We start from the raw sequence: 16,762 nt of genomic DNA, 5'->3' as shown, positions 1-16,762 counted from the left end.
ATCCGCTCCTTCACTCATCTTTGATCGCCGTTCAGCAGACCTGTCTGCCGGCGAGCCAATCGGCGACCTCCGTCTCGGGAATCGGCCGGCTGATGTAGTAGCCTTGGATTTTGTCGCAGCGGGTCCGTTCCAGGAACGCCATCTGCTCCGGCGTTTCGACCCCTTCCGCCGTGACGTTCAGGCCCATGTTGTGGCCGATAGAGACAATCGAGCTGGCCAGCGACATATTGTTCGGCGTATCGATGCTGTCGATAAACGACTTATCGATCTTGAGCGTCGTGATCGGCAGCTGCTTCAGATAGCTGAGCGAGGAGTAGCCGGTGCCGAAGTCGTCGAGAGCGATGCCGATGCCCATGTTTTTCAGCGCCTCCAGCTTCGAGCTGATCGCCTCGAATGATTCCATGAAGATCGATTCGGTAATCTCCAGCTCCAGATATTCCGGCGCCAGGCCGGTGTCCTGCAGGACGTTCAGCACCATGTCGGAGAAATCGTCCAGCATCAGCTGAATGACCGAGATATTGACGGAAATATGATAGCCGGCATACCCCTGCCCATGCATCTCTTTGATGAACATGCAGGCTTTGCGCAGCACCCACTCGCCGATCGGCACGATCAGGCGGCAATCCTCGGCGATCTTGATGAACGACAGCGGCGAAACGAAGCCCAGCACCGGGCTGTTCCAGCGGATCAGCGCCTCGAAGCCCCAAATCGAACCGCCGGCCAGATCGACAAGCGGCTGATAATGCAGCGACAGTTCGTTGTTGGCGATGGCGCTGCGCAGATGATTTTCGAGTACCATCCGTTCGTCAAAATGCTGCTGCATCGCTTGTCCATAAATGACATACGTACCTTTGCCGGCTTCCTTGGCTTTGTACATAGCGATGTCGGCGTTCTTCAGCAGCTCCTCGGCATTCATACCGTTCTCCGGATATTGGGCGATCCCGATGCTTGTCGAGATATGCACCACGCTGGCGTTCAAATGGAACGGCTCCTTGAAGCCCTGTACAAGCGATTCGGCATAGCCGATCACATCGGCCAGTCCGGAAATGCCCTGCAGCAGAATGACGAACTCGTCCCCGCCAAAACGGAAATGCTTGCAGCGCCCGTCGGATAGCTTCAGCAGCCGCTCCCCTGCCTTGGCCAGCAGTTCGTCGCCGAAGCTGTGCCCCAGCGTATCGTTGATGTACTTGAAATTATCGATGTCGAGGAAAAAGAGCGCGGCGTGTCCGCCGGCATGCTCATGGATAAATTTCTTCAGCTCTTCCGAGAGCGACAGGCGGTTCGGCAGTCCGCTAAGAACGTCGTTGTAGGCAAGCAGACGGTATTTCTCCTCGCTCGCCTGCAGCAGCGTCTGGTTCTCCACCACCTTGTTGTACTGCTCCAGCAGCTCGTCCTGCAGCGCCGTCAGCTCCTCGTAGGTCATCTCCAGCTCCTGATAGCTCATCTGCAGCTTGCTTTCATAGCCCTTGCGGTCGGTCACATCGACCATCGAGCCGGCAAAACGTACATAACCGCCCTGCTCGTTTCGCAGCACCTTGCCCCGGGTCTGGAACCATTTATATTCGCCCGATTTGCAGCGCAGCCGGTATTCGGCATAATAATACGAGGTTCGGCCCTCCAGATGCTGGGTACGCAGCCGGTCCTCCATCTCCGCGTCTTCGGGATGCACGAGGTCGCGCCAGCCGCCGTATTTTTCACCAACCTCGTCACGTTCGTAGCCCAGAATCTCATACCAGCTGTCGGAAAAATAATATTCCATCGTCGCCATATCCACATCCCAGATGACGGCGTCGGAGCCGAACGCGGCCAGGCCGAACCGTTCGTTGCTCTTCTCCAGCTTGGCGCGGATGCGTTTGACGAGCTGCACGTAAAACAGGAGGACGAGGATAAAGGTAACGAGGACGGTAAACGCGGCAATAATGCTCAGCACCAGCGTCCGGTACGTCTCATAAAAGGAAAACGGCTTGTTGATGATCTCGCTGCCCTCCGGCAGCTTGTGGACCGAGATGCCAAAGCGCTTCAGTTCATTGTAATCGAACACCTTGCGTTTGGTATCGCTGGCGGTAATCGGGATATCGGACGCTTTTTCGCCGTTCAGGATACGCAGGGCCATTTCCCCCGACTTCCGTCCCTGAATCGTCCCGCTGAGCAGATCGCCGCCGAACGCACCGTGGCCCAGGCCAAAATCGTAAATATGATATACCGGCACGCTGCTGCTTTCGCCCAGCTCGCTGGAGAACCTGTCGAATTCGGTTATCCTTCCGGTGGAATCGCTGTAATATGTAGTCATAAGCACGATGCTGTCGGAAGAAAGCGTCGATACTTTCTGGATGATCTGTTCATTCGTGAGGAAATTCATGGGGTATACGCTGAACTCCGGATCCATCGAAGTAATCGACTTCATGACCATGGCTCCCGTGGAGAGCCCGCTTTCGGAATTGTCGTAGACGACATAAATATTGCGGAGATCCGGGTTGATCTTCCGGGCCATTTCCACCGTCGGTACCGGATCGATATCTTCGATGACGCCGGTGATGTTGCTCTTGTCCGGGAGGTTGTCCACGCCGAGCTGATTGATTCCGCTGAAGACGATGGGCGCGTCGTCCAGAATTTCCTTGCGGTATTTAAGCGCGAAATTCAAGGCGGCATCATCCGTGGTCAAGATCGTGTCAATGTGAACGGACTGATATTTGTATTTAATCGTGTCGTAAAAATGCTGCAGATTTTCGGAGTTCGGGTATCGCTTCCAGTCCAGGTATTCGGAGTAGATGACCGGGACGTCCTCGGCCCCTTTGAGTGTCTCTTCAATACCTGCGGCCTGGTCGTCGGTCCAGGCAAAGCCTTTTTGATAGGAGTGAAGCACCAGTACATGATGCTGAGGGAGCTCTTCGGCCCCGGCGGCAAGCGGCGGCGACAGTGCGGCGCACACTACAATTAAAGCGAGGGAAATCCAGCCTTTCAATAACCTGAGATGATAGATCCTTTTGCCCATAAGCACACTCCCATTCATCGTCTCAAAGTCATGCTTCATTCATCCGAGGAAATTCGACATTTATACTTTTTCGTTCTTCCCATTGCGCTTTCCTCTATTCCCGGCAAAAGGATTTCGCCGCCCGTCCTTGGACCTTTGCAATTTATTTATAAGCTTAATAAACTGAATAGTAAATATATTATATTACAAAATTTGACGATTCTCCGGCAAATGCACAATTTATTCACTTGAAGCCTTATGCCGCCGCCAATCCGCCAGTAACAGGAGGCTCTACCCGATGCCGACCATTAAAGATGTAGCCATGAAAGCAGGGGTTTCGGTAACGACCGTGTCCCGCGTGCTGAACAACCGAGGTTACTTAAGCGAAGCGTTGAAACTCAAGGTCCACCGCGCCATGGAGGAGCTTAACTACCGGCCAAACGAGCTGGCCCGCTCGCTCAGCCGCTCCAAATCCAATATTATCGGCCTGATCATTCCCCATGTCTCCCTGCCCTTCTTCGCCGAGCTGACCAGCCATATCGAAGAGCACGCTTACCGCTGCGGCTATAAGCTGCTGCTGTGCAATTCCCAGCAGGACAAGGGCAAGGAGCTGGAATATATCGATATGCTCCGCGCAAGCCGTGTAGACGGCATTATTATGGGCAGCCATACGCTGGAGGTCGAGGATTATCTTCAGATGAACCTGCCGCTCGTCACGTTCGACCGCCGACTGTCTCCCGACATCCCTTATGTATGTTCCGATAACTACCACGGCGGAGAGCTGGCTGCAACGCTCCTGATTGAAAAAGGCTGCCGCCGGCTGGCCCATATCGGCGGGCATCCCGCGCTCAACCTGCTCTCTTCGCTGCGCGGCGATGGTTTTGCCGCCGCCGCCGCCCGGCATGGCCTGTCCTGCACACTGCTGCATACCGATTACAACAGCTTCGACTTCGCTGCATACGAAGCTCTGTTAAGCCGGTTGTTCCAGGAATGCCCGGATATCGACGGCATCTTTGCCGGCAGCGACATCATCGCCGCCTATACGCTGAAGGCCTGCCGCGAGCGCGGCCGGACCGTACCCGGCGACGTCAAGATCGTCGGCTATGACGGCATTAACCTCTCCGGGCTGCTGACACCCCCGCTGAGCACGATCCGACAGCCCATCGAGGCGATGGGGCAGCTCGCGGTGGAACTGATCGTCCGCCAGGTACGCGGCGAGACCGTTGCGGCTGAGCACAAGCTGCCGGTAGAACAGGTGGAAGGCGAAACCACCTGACGCTTACTAAAAGTATGTGAAGTGGCTTTATTCATGTTATAATTTCCGGGTACACTAACTATCTGCTGCTTTTGGTCAGGCAGCATTCCTGGAGGGATAGATTCATGAAGCAATTACGCGACATTCCTGTTTCCGTTCTTGATCTGGCCCCGATTGTCGAAGGCGGCTCGGCGGCCGAAGCACTGCGGAACTCGCTTGATCTGGCCACCCGCGCGGAAGGCTGGGGCTACCGCCGCTTCTGGGTGGCCGAGCATCACAGCATGCCGGGCATCGCCAGCTCCGCCACCTCGGTGGTGATCGGCCACATCGCCGCCGGCACGCAGACGATCCGTGTCGGCTCCGGCGGCATCATGCTCTCGAATCACGCGCCGTTGGCCGTTGCCGAGCAGTTCGGCACGCTGGAGTCGCTGTTCCCCGGCCGCATCGATCTCGGCCTCGGCCGGGCGCCCGGCTCCGACCAGGCAGCAGCGAGGGCGCTGCGGCGCGGCACGGTGGGCGACGGCAGCGAATTCCCCGAGCAGCTTAGCGAGCTGCGCGCCTATTTCGATCCCGAGGGCGCCGACTCGCGGCCGCGCGGCGTTCATGCCGTTCCCGGCGAAGGTCTGGACATTCCGATCTGGCTGCTGGGCTCCAGCGGCTTCAGCGCGCGGCTTGCGGCCCAGCTCGGCTTGCCGTTTGCGTTCGCCAGCCATTTTGCCCCCGAGTATCTCCTGCCCGCACTGGAGCTGTACCGCACGAACTTCCGGCCGTCTGCAGTGCTGGACAAACCGTACGTCATGGTCGGCCTCGGGATTACCGCCGCGGACACCGCGGCCGAGGCGGCCCGGCTGGCTACCTCGCAGCAGCAGCAGTTTCTGAATCTCGTCCGCGGACGTCCCGGCAAACTTCAGCAGCCGGTGGACAGCATGGATGAGCTGTGGACGCCGTACGAAAAATCGCTGCTGGCCGGCAAACAGCAGTATTCCATTCACGGCGACAAGGCCTCGATCAAGGAACGGCTTCAGCAGATGCTGGCGGAAACCGATGCCGACGAATGGATCGTAGCTTCCCAAATTTACGACCATCAGGCACGCCTGCGCTCCTATGAGCTGGTGGCCGAAGCGCTGCGCGAGATTTAAGCTGCAGTTCCTTATAGCCCGGTACTCTCCACGGAGGTACCGGGCTTTTTGTCCTCAATCGTTCTTAATAAAGTCCAATACAAATCATCAATATGAGGAGAAATATTTAGGAAACGGGAGATTTCACTGATTATATCTGATATATCGAATGAATATCGTTTATAACCCAGTATTATCAGCTTATATTGCATTTTTGTTTGATTATAATATTGCTTATACTATAATTATTCGTTATAACGAACATACATATGCGAGTCTGCTTCTTGAGCGCGGGAACGATAGCGAAGGATATCGTGGTTCTCGATCAAACCACCTTTTTCGACAAGAGCGAAACAGAAGAAAGGAGCGAAAAAGATGAAGAAGAGGTATCATTCCCTGATTATCGGCGCCTATATTCTGGTCGTTCTGGTGGGGATGGTGTGGCATGCCGGGGGAGCAAGCGCGGAAGATACGATTAAGCTGACGGTCAACTCGCATAGCACCAGTACGGAAACGATGAACAATATGCAGCCCGGCGATAAAACGGTATCGCAATATGTCATCATCAATGAAGGCAGCGATCCCTTTGACTACTTCGTCGATTTCAAATTCCTGTCCGGGGATGTGGAGCTGTACAACATTCTGCAAATGACGCTCAAAAAAGAGGGGAAACTCCTCTTTTCCGGGGTTATGAGCCAGGCCGAAGGACGGGTTGATGTTGGAACGTTAGCCGGAAAGGCCAACGAGTCGCTTGAGATGGATGTCACGTTCCCGCCGGAGGCCGGAAACGAATACCAGGGGAAGAAGGTAAGCCTGCAGTTCGTATTCACGGCCAACGGCCATGCGGAGCCAAGCACCCCGCCGTCGAGCGAGCCTAGCACGGCTCCATCCAGCGTGCCTAGCTCCGTACCATCGAACGGACCTAGCACGGCTCCGACCAACAGCCCGGCCGCGACGCCTTCTCCTACGCCGTCGCCGACGCCTGAAATCACCGTCACCGATCCGCCGGTACCGCTGGGCGGCAACACCACGGCAACGCCTGACGCGGGTGCCGTAGCCGGCACCGTATCTACGCCTTCCCCGTCGCCGTCGCCAAGCGCCGACATCCCCGTCGACGACGATGATGTACCGCTCTCCGGCCCGGATTCAGGCGATAAGCTGCCGGATACCGCAGAGCCATGGTACAATCTGATGCTGATCAGCGGCGCCGTCGTCATTGTGAGCCTGCTGATTCTGCGCAGACAGCATTCGAAGAAATAAAGGTCATCTACACGTCTGGAGGAGAGAGCATGAAGAAGCGATCCGGTTTGTCCCTTGCCGCGTTGCTGATCTTCGCGCTCTCTTTGTCCGTCCTGCTGTATTCGGCCTGGCAGGCGCTCCGGGCTCCGGTCGAGGCGAAATCGGCGCTTCAGGGCTGGGAGAAAAAGAGGGAGGAAGCCCTCGCTCTGGCTACCGTCTCCGCTTCCGCGGAACCTGCAGCCGCTGCGGAGGACGAAACGCCGCTGACGGACGATATGGTGGCGCTGCCCGCGGCGGCAGATTCCACGGGTTCCCCCTCATACAGCGGCGGCGAGATCATCGGCATGATTACCTTCCCGAAGCTGGACAAAAGCGTGGCGGTGCTGGAGGGCACCGGCCGCGCCCAGCTCAAGAAGGGCGCCGGCCATTACGCCGGCAGCGCCGCCATTGGCGCTGCCGGCAACAGCGTGCTGGCCGGGCACCGCGATACCGTCTTCCGCGGACTGGGCAAGCTGAAGCCGCATGACACGATTGAAATCGAAACCGCCGAGGGAACGTTCGTATATGAAGTGACCGGCAGCCGCATCGTCGACGGCGATGAACGGGGAGCCATTCAGGCCAGCGACCAGGCGGTGCTGACACTGATTACCTGTTATCCTTTTTCCTATGTCGGTCCGGCGCCGGACCGGTATCTTCTCAGCGCTGCGCTCGTGCGCCATGAACCGCTGACGGCTCCCTCACCTTGATCCTCAAACTGCTTATCCGGATTAGGAGAGTTTTCCTGATCATGGTAAGATGAAGGAAATATAGATGACTGAGGAGTTGACCTTTTCATGAAGCAAGAGCTGATTGACCGGTTTATCGCTTACGCGCAAATTGACACGCAGTCCGATGAGGACAGCGCTACCTGCCCTTCCACTCCGGGCCAGCTGGTACTGGCCCGCAAGCTCGCCGCGGAGCTTGAAGCACTCGGGCTGGAAGAGATTTCGCTCGATGGCAACGGATATGTAATGGCTTCGCTTCCGGCCAATACCGATAAAGAAGTGCCGGTAATCGGCTTCCTGGCCCACCTCGATACGGCGACCGAATGCAGCGGCGCGAACGTGAAGCCGCAAGTGGTCGAGAACTACGACGGCGGGGACATCGTGCTGAACGAAGCGCTGAATGTGGTGCTGACGACGGAGAGCTTCCCGGAGCTGGCCGGTTATAAAGGCCATACGCTGATTACGACGGACGGAACCACGCTGCTCGGCGCGGACAACAAAGCGGGCATCGCCGAAATTATGACCGCCATGGCGTATCTCAAAACCCATCCGGAGATCAAGCACGGCAAGCTGCGGGTTGCTTTTACGCCCGATGAGGAAATCGGACGCGGGCCGCATAAATTCGATGTCGCCGCCTTCGGTGCTACATATGCGTATACGGTCGACGGCGGACCCATTGGCGAGCTGGAGTACGAAAGCTTTAACGCTGCCGCTGCCAAAATCGATTTCCGCGGCGTCAGCGTGCATCCCGGAACCGCCAAGGGCAAAATGATCCACTCGGCCAAAATCGCCATGGCCTTCCATCTCCGCCTGCCGGCCGGAGAAGCACCGGAATTCACTGAAGGGTACGAAGGCTTCTACCATCTCACCTCCATTCAGGGCTCCGCGGAGCACAGCAGGCTAAGTTACATCATCCGCGACTTCGACCGCGGCAGCTTCGAGCAGCGCAAAGCCCATCTGGCGGCCATCGTCGACGAGTTCAAATCGACTTATGGCGAGGATAGCGTGGTGCTCGAGCTGAAGGACCAATATTACAACATGCGCGAGAAAATCGAGCCGGTGCGCCATATCGTCGACATCGCGCAGGAAGCGATGGAGAACCTCGGCATTACGCCGGTGATCCGGCCGATCCGCGGCGGAACCGACGGGTCCCAGCTATCGTACATGGGGCTGCCGACGCCGAACATCTTCACCGGCGGGGAGAACTTCCACGGCAAATTCGAATACGCTTCGGCGGATGTCATGCTGAAATCGGTCGAAACCATCATCGGCATTGCCACGTTGTTTGAGCAAAAAGCATAATCCGCCTGAAAAAACACAACCTCCGGTCGCCCTGTAATCAGGAACCGGAGGTTGTTTTATGCGCGGCTTCAGATGCCGCGTTTATTTTCCCCGTTCAATCGCTTCTTGATGCCTGGCGGCGAACTGCTCCGGGGTGACGGCCTTGCCGAACAGTGCCTGGATCATATCGAGGTGAACCTGGGCGGCGTTCGGCTTCAGCTGTACATCGGCGAACAGCGTGATGCTGCTGGCCTTGTTCAGCTCATTGAGCAAATCCACATACAGCTGCGGCAGCTCCTTCCCGGCCGTATCCACCTTGGTAGCCGGAATGACGCCCGCAGCGGTAACCGAGTCCTCGCCCCATTTGGATACGAAATAAGCGACGAATTTTTTTGCCTCTTCCTTTACCTGGGACGCCTCCGCAATAAACAGCCCGACGCCCGGCCCGCCGACCCAGCCATTGATATTGCCTTTGCCGTCCTCCACCTCCGGAAATTTGAAGAAGCCCACTTTATCTTTAAACGATTTCGGGATCTCCGGATTCGTTGTAAAATTCGGCAGCTCCCAGGTTCCCGTCATGTACATGGCCGCGTTTTCGCTTGTAAACACGGCTTTGCCTTCCTCGTTGGACAAGCCGTTGAACCCTTTATTGAAGGCGTGCATGTCTACCAGCGACTGCACCTCGGCCGCCGCCCGCATCAGTCCCGGGTCGGTGAACGGCCGGGCACCCTCAAGCGCCTGCTTCAACGGGTCATTGCCAATGATTCGTTCAGCCAGGTACATGTACCAGAAGGAACCGGTCCAGCGGTCTTTGTTCCCGAGGGCAATCGGCGTCACGCCGTGATCGGCCAGCGCTTGAATTACCTCTTTGAACTGAGCGTAGGTCTCCGGTACCTGCAGATGATATCTGGCAAAAATGGCTTTATTGTAATAGATCGGCGTAATGTTCAGCTCAAGCGGAAGTGCGTAAGTACGGCCATCGATGTTGTAGGCTTCCGTGGTGCCGGCCACAAACGAATTGCGGAGCGTCTCCCCGCGCAGAATATCGTCCAGCGGAGCGAATAATCCGCCTTTGACATAAGGTTCGATAAAGCCGGCGGCCCAGGTAATGCCCACATCCGGAAGCTCATTGGAGGCGGACAGCACCTTTAATTTATTTTTATATTGTTCATTCTCCAGCACTTCCTGCCGGATCGTTATATTCGGATGTTCCTGCTCGTATTCGTCAATGATCTGGCTGACCAGCTTGTTCTGCTGTGCGGAGCCGTCCGCCGGCCATAGATGCATCATCGTGATCGTAATCTTATCCGTGTTGCCCGGATCCGCATTGCCGCCCGCGGTGCCGCCTCCCAGCCAATCCCGGCATCCGGAGAGCACAAACGCCAGCGAGCACGCCAGCGCCAGACCTTTCATGGACCTGCTGTTCATCGCTTTAGAGCCTCCATTTGATATGCATCGGATGTAACCGCTCTCAATACTACTCAATTCTAGCACCGTCCCCGGAGCTTTAGAAGGTACCGCTTCTTGGCAATACCTCCATTATTCTTGGCAAAACAAACCCCCGGCCCTCGGTTTGCGCGGGCCGCAACCGAATTCCGGGGGCCGGTGCGGCAAGCTAGTCGATATAACCGGCCAGGCCTTTGCTGATCAGATAGTCCATTTCCGCTTCGAGGATCGTCTCCACCGTCAGTTCATCCAGCTTTACATCGCGCTGTGCCACAATGTAATCCAGCAGGTCATCGCTGTCGATGTCGACTTCGCCCTTGCTGTTCGCCTTGGCGTTATTGATAAAATGCTGCTCATGCTTCAGCACCAGCTGAATCTGCTTCGGATCGGCTTTCGTTTCCGCCGCCAGCACCGCCACCAGTTCCTGTTCGTTCACCTTGCCGTCATTCCCGCTCATGGAAGTCCTCATTTCATAGATTAGATTCTCTAGCCCATTGTAGCATATTCCTAACCTTCAAGCGTCCTGCGCCGATTCCCGGGGCGTCCGAGCGTCGCCCTGTTTTTGCCGCTTGATTTGGAGGTGTAGAGCGCGGCATCCGCCTCCCGGTATAAATCCCCGAACGTGGTATTGCCGTCGTCCATAAAAGCGATGCCGATGCTGACCGTAAGCCTCACCTTCTGCCCGCCCTCGAGATGGACGGTATGCTCGCTGACCGTCTGCCGGAAGTGCTCCGCCTCCTTCCACGCCTCCTCCTCGCTGCCCGCAAAAAAGCAAACGGCGAATTCCTCGCCGCCAACCCTCCCGGCAATGCCCTTATGCTTGTACATCTTGCGGATTTTGCGCGATAGCTCGACCAGCGCCTGGTCCCCGCCCATATGCCCGTAGGTATCGTTGATCTTCTTGAAGTCGTCAATGTCGAATAGGAACAGTGCCATGCCGGCGCCTTGAATCATATGCAGCTGCACCAGCCGCATGAAATGCCTGCGGTTGTAAAGGCCGGTCAGATCATCCACCGTGGCCTGTTGGTACAGCTCCCGTTCATAACGCTTTTTCTCGCTTAAATCGCTGAACACCAGCAGCATGCCTCCCGGCGTCCTGCCTTCCCGCTCCACGGTGATCAGCGACACCCCGTAACAGATCCCCTCCGCCTTGGAAGCTTCAATCTCAAACTGTGCTTCCCGGCGGCTGGCATACGGTTCGGCGATGTTCTTATGGGCATCCAGCAGCGGGGAGATACTTTGCCCCATCCACCCGTCCGGCGGTTCCCCGGCCAGTGCGCTCAGGATGGCGGACCCGGATTCGTTGACTTCAATGATCTGGTCGTAACGGTTCGTCAGCACTATGCCGTCCTTCATATGCTCCAGAATTTTATTTTTGGCCAGCGGGTATAGGGATAGACGGGGATCGCGAAACAGCGTAACATACCCGGCAATGATCGGAGGGATATAGGTCAACGCCGTTAATCCCGTAATCGTAATCCGGGTGAACGGAAGGACCAAAGAGAAGAGAACAGGGATGGACAATGCCAACAGAAGCAGCAGATTCCGCTTGAAGGCATGTTTAGGCGCATTGATCAGGGAGAGAAAGAGCAAATATACGGCATATAAGGCAAAAAGCTGATCGTATGCGATGAGGAGCATGCTCAGGGTAGTCGGTTCGACCGCAATGCCGCTAATCCCGTGGACGGTCTGGACCGAAACCGAGCTTCGCATCAGATGGTGACGGGTGTCCGTAACGATCAGCAGAATATCGGCGAAGACGGGCACGCTAAACCAGGCCAGCTTTGCAGCAAGGCCTTCCGTGGAGCGCGAGATATAATCCTTGATGACGGCGTACAGGAAAATCGTGCTCAAAAAAAGCGGCACCTGCTGCGCATTTTTCCACCAGAGCTTGTCCCGGAACCGGTCCGCAAGAATCTCGCCGGCCGTCGCAGCAAACATGAAACTGACCAGCAGCATCAAAATCCACAGGAAGCGTCTTCCCGGCGTACGGCGTTGTTTAGCGGAACTGACACCCATGTAGAGACTAAGAACACTGCCCATGATCAGATAATACGGATAACCTTCCATCCATGGCATGCTATACTTCCCCTAAGTAAATTTTTTTACCATTAAATCACGATATTCCATAAAGGACTATGTCAAAAAATACACAAGAAAGCCCTGCAGCAGCTGCAGGGCCTTCATAAAAAGGTGAGAAGCGAAATTATTTATTTAACGTTATGATGCCAGTCTCCAGTTGCTAGGGTGCCTTCCCTGAAAACAATCGCCGAAATATCGATCTTGTTTTCCTTTTCCCCTTTAGATAGTACATGGGTAAATCAACTACCTTTCGGAATTACATGAACCATGCCGTTCCATCCGTTCATTGATTGTCATCCACTTCCCACCTGAGGCTTATTACCCGAAAAAGCGTTCCGCTAAACAGCCGCGCCGCGGATGCGCTTGTACGTCTCCTCGTCGGTCACGATATACAATCTGGCGTCATCCGGAATCGGCTGATCCAGCTTGCGGTTGATCCCGAGATCGCCGCGGTCGGAGAGCAGCGTGGCCCCCTGCCGCAGCAGGTCGCTAAACGCGTCGCCGTACGTGGTCCAGTCGCCGTTGCGCGGAACCTCGTAGATGTCGTCCCCGTACTGGCGGCTCAGCAGCTGCGTGATGACTTCGGAATTGCCCTCCTGCAGCGCCGAGCGTACGGCCAGCCGGGACACGGCGTCATGCGACAGGACAAATTCATTCACATGGACATGGCGGAAATTGCGGATGTTGTTCTCCTGCATAATCTCTACCGTGGTATGTACCTGCGGCGCCATCCGCTCAATGCTGGATACAATCAGCAGCGACTTGCCGTCGGTCAGCGAAGCCTCGTCGATGCGCATATCGCCGAATACGATAGCCGCCCGCGCTTCCTGAACATTCGCCTTCAGCAAGATTTCATCGCTCGACGCGTCGCCGCTGATGAAATGCACCTGGTCCATCTGCTCCAGCGGATGCTGCTTGCTCTCGTCGATAATGACAATATGGCATTTGGGCAGGTAGCTGAGAATTTCACCGACGGCCGCCTCCGCTTTCCGGCTCCAATTGATCAAGATAACATGGTTTTTTCCGTGAAAGCTCAACGTTCCCTCTCCTCTCCTCCGCTGCATGGCGCTCATGCCTTCGACGATTTTGCCGATCACAAGGCTGAGCAGTCCGATGCCAAAAATGTACAGGAAAATCGTAAATACCCGGCCCGCTGCGGTTTTAGCGAAGAAGTCGCCGTAGCCGACCGTGGCCATGGTGGTCATCACCCAATAAAAGGCGTTAAACCAGGTATGGAAATTGTCCGGCTCCAGCAAAAAAGCGACAGTGGTGCTTATCGCGATAAACGCGAGAATAAGAGCCGCCACCGCCGTTTTGCGCAGCCGCATCAGCCTGCCGGTCACCCGTAGTATAAAAAAATGCACTTGTCCGCCCCGCCCTTCGCGTGAACTTGGCCCCTTAAATAATCAGGCTGCTGACCGCAAAGGCGGTTCCGACAAACACAAGGCACAACAACACGCCAACGGCGGCGTTGCCCTGCTGCAGATGGTCGCTGATTTTGAAACCGGGCGTAAACAGCTCCAGAATCCAATAGGATGCGATCAGACAGACGTAGCCGACTGCAAACCAGAGCATCATATGCCAGATGGACGTATTGGTGTAGGCCGACACGCCGATGATAATGGCCGTTGCCAGAAATTTGCCGCCGAGCGCCAGCGCCACGGCTACATTGCCTTTTTTGATTTCTTCGATGTCCTTGAACGGCGTCATCAGCGTAAATACCACCATTCCGAGCACCTGCAGCAGAATGATCGTCAGCACGCTGACCACCAGATTAATTACGACTGTCACTTCGCCCACCCCCTGAATTTCGCATATGCCAAATCATAATCGGCAAAATCATGGACTTCCTCCAGCACGACGGAAGCCTGCTTCTGCTTCTCGAGCGCCGTATATCGCTTATCGTCAACCGGCTGCTTGATCCGGTTGCCCGAAGGCAGCTCCAGCACGGCAAAATTGCGCGTCTTGCCTTGATAGCTCGTCTTGTAGACTCCGACGAGATCGACGTCGGTCGTAATCGATACCTTCAGCTGGGCCAGATCGTCCGCCGCCGCTTTTTGGTCCGGATACGACTTGATCGTCGTCCACGACGATAGCCGGATTTCGTTCTTCTGGTCCGCATCGGTCGTCAGCTCGGCGTCCATGAATTGCAGGGTCCAGATTTTGTCCCCGGTAGCATAATTGTTGTCATTGGGCAGCATTTCATTATCCGGCAGCACCGTCATGTCGCTGCCGATCAGATCGCCCACCGTGCTCTCTACAACCCGGTAATCCCACGGCACGCGCGATACGCTGTCCGTCGTCTGGGCGGACGTTCCCGTATGGAACACGCTGTTCTCGTTGCCGCAGGCGCCCAGCAGCAGCGATGCCGAAACGAGCAGCAGCGCGGCGATTCGCGCTAGCCGTCCGGCGACGCCCGGGTGACCCGGCTTATTCTTGTTCATGCTCAAGCTCCTCCACTCCTATTGCAATAAAATGACTGGCATTTCCCGTGATCGGACCGCCGGCGCGCCCAAGCAGGCCGCAGGGCTTTCCGTTCAGCACGAACATGCCGGTGAGCAGATGCAGTTCCCCTTCGGGCGTTTCGATCCGGGCCAGCTCCGCCCGTTTCTGGTAAACCACCGGGAACAGGACGCTGCTGTCAAAGCCTTCTTCGTCCTCCAGCTCCAGTTCGCCCTCTTCATCGAAGAGGCGGACCGAGCCGCCTTCGCGGCCGAATACCGATTTCGAGACAAAGCTGCCGGAGAACACCGGTTTGTTATAGGTCGGTAAAATATACTTCGCGATGGCGGCGCGTTCTTCTTCGTCAAAAAGCAGGCCAAGCTCATACATGCCCCATGCTGCGGCAACCAGGCCTTTCGATTGCAGCAGGATGCTGTGCGGGCCGTTGAACAGCGCAAGCTTGCCGGTCTCCACCGCATAGGCCAGCGCGTCGCCGGCATCGTCGACGGCCATCCATTCCTTCGGGTACAAGGCGAACATCCGCCGGATCACCCGTTCTTCGCCGACGCGCACGGTACCTTCATCGATCCACAAGTCAAGGCAATCGACGCATTCCACCGCAAGTCCGCTGTGCTTCACGAGCGCTTCTATCGTTCCGGAGTCCTCCTGATGCGAACCGTAAGCGACGCAAGCTGCCGTATCGGGCTGCTCCACGGCCCACGCCGCAGCCACCAGGTCCTTCATGCCTTCATTTCGGCTGGCTACGCCTGCATCCGCACAGACCCAGGGCGTGGCAATGGACGCCTCGACATACCCGGTCGGCGTATCGGCATTCAGCTCCAGCAGCTTGATCGTTCCGTCATCGGCAACGGCAAAATCAAAGCGGGCATAGCGGCTGATCAATCCCGGCTCCGGCAGCGGGCAAAGATCGAGCATCTCCCAGAGCACGGGCGGAATGCCCAGCAGCTCATACAGATCATGCCGTCCGTGAACGTACCGAGCCGCTTTGTCGAGAATCAGCCAGAGCTTACCTGCGGCCGTCTCCAGCTCCGTGTAAATGTCGCCGCGCATGACGGCAACACAGTCGAGCCAGTAAGCTTCTTCATCCAAATCGGCCCAGCCAAAGCCCAGATCCCGCAGCGCCTCTACCCGCGGCTCCCGCTCCAGCTGCGTCCGGTCGATCAGGCGGAATGCGCTCTCTCCGGCGCTCATCCGCCGAACGAACTCCGGCTGCCGCTGGATTTCGAGCTTCCCGAGGTCGTCGATCTGCTGACCGAGCCGGACTTCGTGGACGAACCGGATTTGGTCGATGAGCCGAGGCCGCTCGATTTGCCGCCGACGCCGCCGGTTTTGGAGGAGGTATTTCTCCGCGTAATGGAACCGGTGGACGAGGTCGAGGTGCGCGGTTTGACGACCGAACCGGCTACCGGCTTGTTCTGGAAGCTGCCGCTGGAATACTTCGGCGCCTTGTAGGTCGTACGTGTTCCGCCGTAATAGGTCGGCCGGTCATTGTACCAGCCCCGGGAGGAATAAATCGACCCGCTGTTGAACAGCATGTGGTAGAGCAGGAGATCATCCCAACCGAAACCGGAGCTGTAGCCGCCGTAGTTGTTGATCACGGTTGTGCCCCCGGACGTCTGGACGCCGGTAGACGTTTGTTCCGTCTCCTTCTCTTCCGGGTAAGGAATGTTCCAGTCCACGTTCGGATCAAAATAAGCTTTGACCTCATCGGTAGACCAGGAGACCAGCTTCGGCTGCTCCGCAGAGCCGCCGGTCGCGTGCGCGCCGCCGGGAACAAACAGCGCATTGGCCAGCAGTGCTACGCCCAGCGAGGTGGACAATACGCGCAGCGGCTTGCCGTCCGCGGTAAACAGCCGCGAGACGGCCGAATCTTTTGCATTCTCTTCGTTTGCCAACTTCAGACCCTTCTTTCGTCGCTATTATGCTTCAGTGCGCATTGGGACAAGCAACAGCTCCAGCTTGCCTTCATCCACGTTGAGCCGGCCCTCGACGGTTTCATACTCGCGCCCGCCGACAACGAGATAATTGACATGCTCCAGGGACGAAACCATGTTCATGCTCCAGCTCCGCTCCTCGATGACCTGCAATTCGCCGTCGGGCAGCTTTTCATACAAAATAACATTTAAACCGTTATCCAAAACGT

At 56.6% G+C, this 16,762-nt stretch carries 15 protein-coding genes; 5 read left to right on the top strand and 10 right to left on the bottom strand.

Going from position 1 to position 16,762, the window contains the following annotated elements:
- Nucleotides 1–31: 31 nt before the first annotated feature.
- Nucleotides 32–2,992 carry an ABC transporter substrate binding protein gene (locus BMW84_RS15905; protein WP_175498835.1) on the bottom strand — a complete coding sequence of 987 codons (2,961 nt, stop codon included), beginning with the start codon at nucleotides 2,990–2,992 and terminating at the stop codon, nucleotides 32–34.
- Nucleotides 2,993–3,269: 277 nt separating this feature from the next.
- Between BMW84_RS15905 and BMW84_RS15900 the strand changes: the two genes are divergently transcribed.
- From BMW84_RS15900 to pepT, 5 genes are all read left to right on the top strand, one after another.
- On the top strand, nucleotides 3,270–4,247 hold the full coding sequence (locus BMW84_RS15900; protein ID WP_091070117.1) for a LacI family DNA-binding transcriptional regulator: 978 nt from the start codon (nucleotides 3,270–3,272) through the stop codon (nucleotides 4,245–4,247).
- Between the two features lie 104 nt (nucleotides 4,248–4,351).
- Complete coding sequence (locus BMW84_RS15895) at nucleotides 4,352–5,365, top strand: LLM class flavin-dependent oxidoreductase (protein WP_091070115.1); 1,014 nt, start codon at nucleotides 4,352–4,354, stop codon at nucleotides 5,363–5,365.
- A 354-nt stretch (nucleotides 5,366–5,719) separates the two neighbouring features.
- The gene (locus tag BMW84_RS15890) at nucleotides 5,720–6,604 is read left to right on the top strand and encodes a hypothetical protein (RefSeq protein ID WP_091070114.1); all 885 of its coding nucleotides are present in this window, start codon (nucleotides 5,720–5,722) and stop codon (nucleotides 6,602–6,604) included.
- A gap of 29 nt (nucleotides 6,605–6,633) precedes the next feature.
- Complete coding sequence (locus tag BMW84_RS15885) at nucleotides 6,634–7,329, top strand: sortase (RefSeq protein ID WP_175498834.1); 696 nt, start codon at nucleotides 6,634–6,636, stop codon at nucleotides 7,327–7,329.
- Nucleotides 7,330–7,416: 87 nt separating this feature from the next.
- Nucleotides 7,417–8,649 carry a peptidase T gene (pepT, locus tag BMW84_RS15880; RefSeq protein ID WP_091070110.1) on the top strand — a complete coding sequence of 411 codons (1,233 nt, stop codon included), beginning with the start codon at nucleotides 7,417–7,419 and terminating at the stop codon, nucleotides 8,647–8,649.
- An 81-nt stretch (nucleotides 8,650–8,730) separates the two neighbouring features.
- On the opposite strand, the gene BMW84_RS15875 is transcribed toward pepT, so the two are convergent.
- The 9 genes from BMW84_RS15875 to BMW84_RS15835 all read right to left on the bottom strand — a co-directional run bounded on the left by BMW84_RS15875 (nucleotide 8,731) and on the right by BMW84_RS15835 (nucleotide 16,757).
- On the bottom strand, nucleotides 8,731–10,056 hold the full coding sequence (locus tag BMW84_RS15875; RefSeq protein WP_091070109.1) for an extracellular solute-binding protein: 1,326 nt from the start codon (nucleotides 10,054–10,056) through the stop codon (nucleotides 8,731–8,733).
- A 187-nt stretch (nucleotides 10,057–10,243) separates the two neighbouring features.
- A complete protein-coding gene (locus tag BMW84_RS15870; protein WP_091070107.1) occupies nucleotides 10,244–10,531 on the bottom strand; it encodes a hypothetical protein in 288 nt (95 codons plus the stop codon).
- A gap of 50 nt (nucleotides 10,532–10,581) precedes the next feature.
- Entirely contained in the window at nucleotides 10,582–12,153 is a 1,572-nt protein-coding gene (locus tag BMW84_RS15865; protein ID WP_091070105.1) for a sensor domain-containing diguanylate cyclase, read from the bottom strand.
- A 341-nt stretch (nucleotides 12,154–12,494) separates the two neighbouring features.
- Nucleotides 12,495–13,520 carry a potassium channel family protein gene (locus BMW84_RS15860; RefSeq protein ID WP_091070104.1) on the bottom strand — a complete coding sequence of 342 codons (1,026 nt, stop codon included), beginning with the start codon at nucleotides 13,518–13,520 and terminating at the stop codon, nucleotides 12,495–12,497.
- 34 nt (nucleotides 13,521–13,554) lie between these two features.
- On the bottom strand, nucleotides 13,555–13,947 hold the full coding sequence (locus tag BMW84_RS15855; RefSeq protein WP_091070102.1) for a DUF350 domain-containing protein: 393 nt from the start codon (nucleotides 13,945–13,947) through the stop codon (nucleotides 13,555–13,557).
- Complete coding sequence (locus tag BMW84_RS15850) at nucleotides 13,944–14,600, bottom strand: hypothetical protein (RefSeq protein WP_091070101.1); 657 nt, start codon at nucleotides 14,598–14,600, stop codon at nucleotides 13,944–13,946. Before BMW84_RS15850 ends, BMW84_RS15855 begins: the two co-directional genes overlap by 4 nt.
- Complete coding sequence (locus BMW84_RS15845) at nucleotides 14,587–15,810, bottom strand: glutathionylspermidine synthase family protein (protein WP_091070099.1); 1,224 nt, start codon at nucleotides 15,808–15,810, stop codon at nucleotides 14,587–14,589. The genes BMW84_RS15850 and BMW84_RS15845 overlap by 14 nt, the downstream gene beginning before the upstream one ends.
- Nucleotides 15,807–16,514, bottom strand: a complete 708-nt coding sequence (locus BMW84_RS15840; protein ID WP_091070098.1) for a hypothetical protein — start codon at nucleotides 16,512–16,514, stop codon at nucleotides 15,807–15,809. Before BMW84_RS15840 ends, BMW84_RS15845 begins: the two co-directional genes overlap by 4 nt.
- Before the next feature lie 24 nt (nucleotides 16,515–16,538).
- A complete protein-coding gene (locus tag BMW84_RS15835) occupies nucleotides 16,539–16,757 on the bottom strand; it encodes a hypothetical protein (RefSeq protein ID WP_091070096.1) in 219 nt (72 codons plus the stop codon).
- Nucleotides 16,758–16,762 lie beyond the last annotated feature (5 nt).

This window comes from Paenibacillus sp. NFR01 (genome assembly GCF_900111565.1).
Classification (GTDB): domain Bacteria; phylum Bacillota; class Bacilli; order Paenibacillales; family Paenibacillaceae; genus Paenibacillus_AQ.
Note: the sequence above shows the minus strand (reverse complement) of the source record. Positions and strands in the feature narration are given on the sequence as shown.

Coding starts and splice junctions, on each gene's coding strand:
- BMW84_RS15885 (WP_175498834.1), top strand. CDS start 6,634: ATGAAGAAGCGATCCGGTTTGTCCCTTGCCGCGTTGCTGATCTTCGCG.
- BMW84_RS15875 (WP_091070109.1), bottom strand. CDS start 10,056: ATGAACAGCAGGTCCATGAAAGGTCTGGCGCTGGCGTGCTCGCTGGCG.
- BMW84_RS15870 (WP_091070107.1), bottom strand. CDS start 10,531: ATGAGCGGGAATGACGGCAAGGTGAACGAACAGGAACTGGTGGCGGTG.
- BMW84_RS15865 (WP_091070105.1), bottom strand. CDS start 12,153: ATGCCATGGATGGAAGGTTATCCGTATTATCTGATCATGGGCAGTGTT.
- BMW84_RS15850 (WP_091070101.1), bottom strand. CDS start 14,600: ATGAACAAGAATAAGCCGGGTCACCCGGGCGTCGCCGGACGGCTAGCG.
- BMW84_RS15900 (WP_091070117.1), top strand. CDS start 3,270: ATGCCGACCATTAAAGATGTAGCCATGAAAGCAGGGGTTTCGGTAACG.
- pepT (WP_091070110.1), top strand. CDS start 7,417: ATGAAGCAAGAGCTGATTGACCGGTTTATCGCTTACGCGCAAATTGAC.
- BMW84_RS15890 (WP_091070114.1), top strand. CDS start 5,720: ATGAAGAAGAGGTATCATTCCCTGATTATCGGCGCCTATATTCTGGTC.
- BMW84_RS15845 (WP_091070099.1), bottom strand. CDS start 15,810: ATGAGCGCCGGAGAGAGCGCATTCCGCCTGATCGACCGGACGCAGCTG.
- BMW84_RS15895 (WP_091070115.1), top strand. CDS start 4,352: ATGAAGCAATTACGCGACATTCCTGTTTCCGTTCTTGATCTGGCCCCG.
- BMW84_RS15905 (WP_175498835.1), bottom strand. CDS start 2,992: ATGGGCAAAAGGATCTATCATCTCAGGTTATTGAAAGGCTGGATTTCC.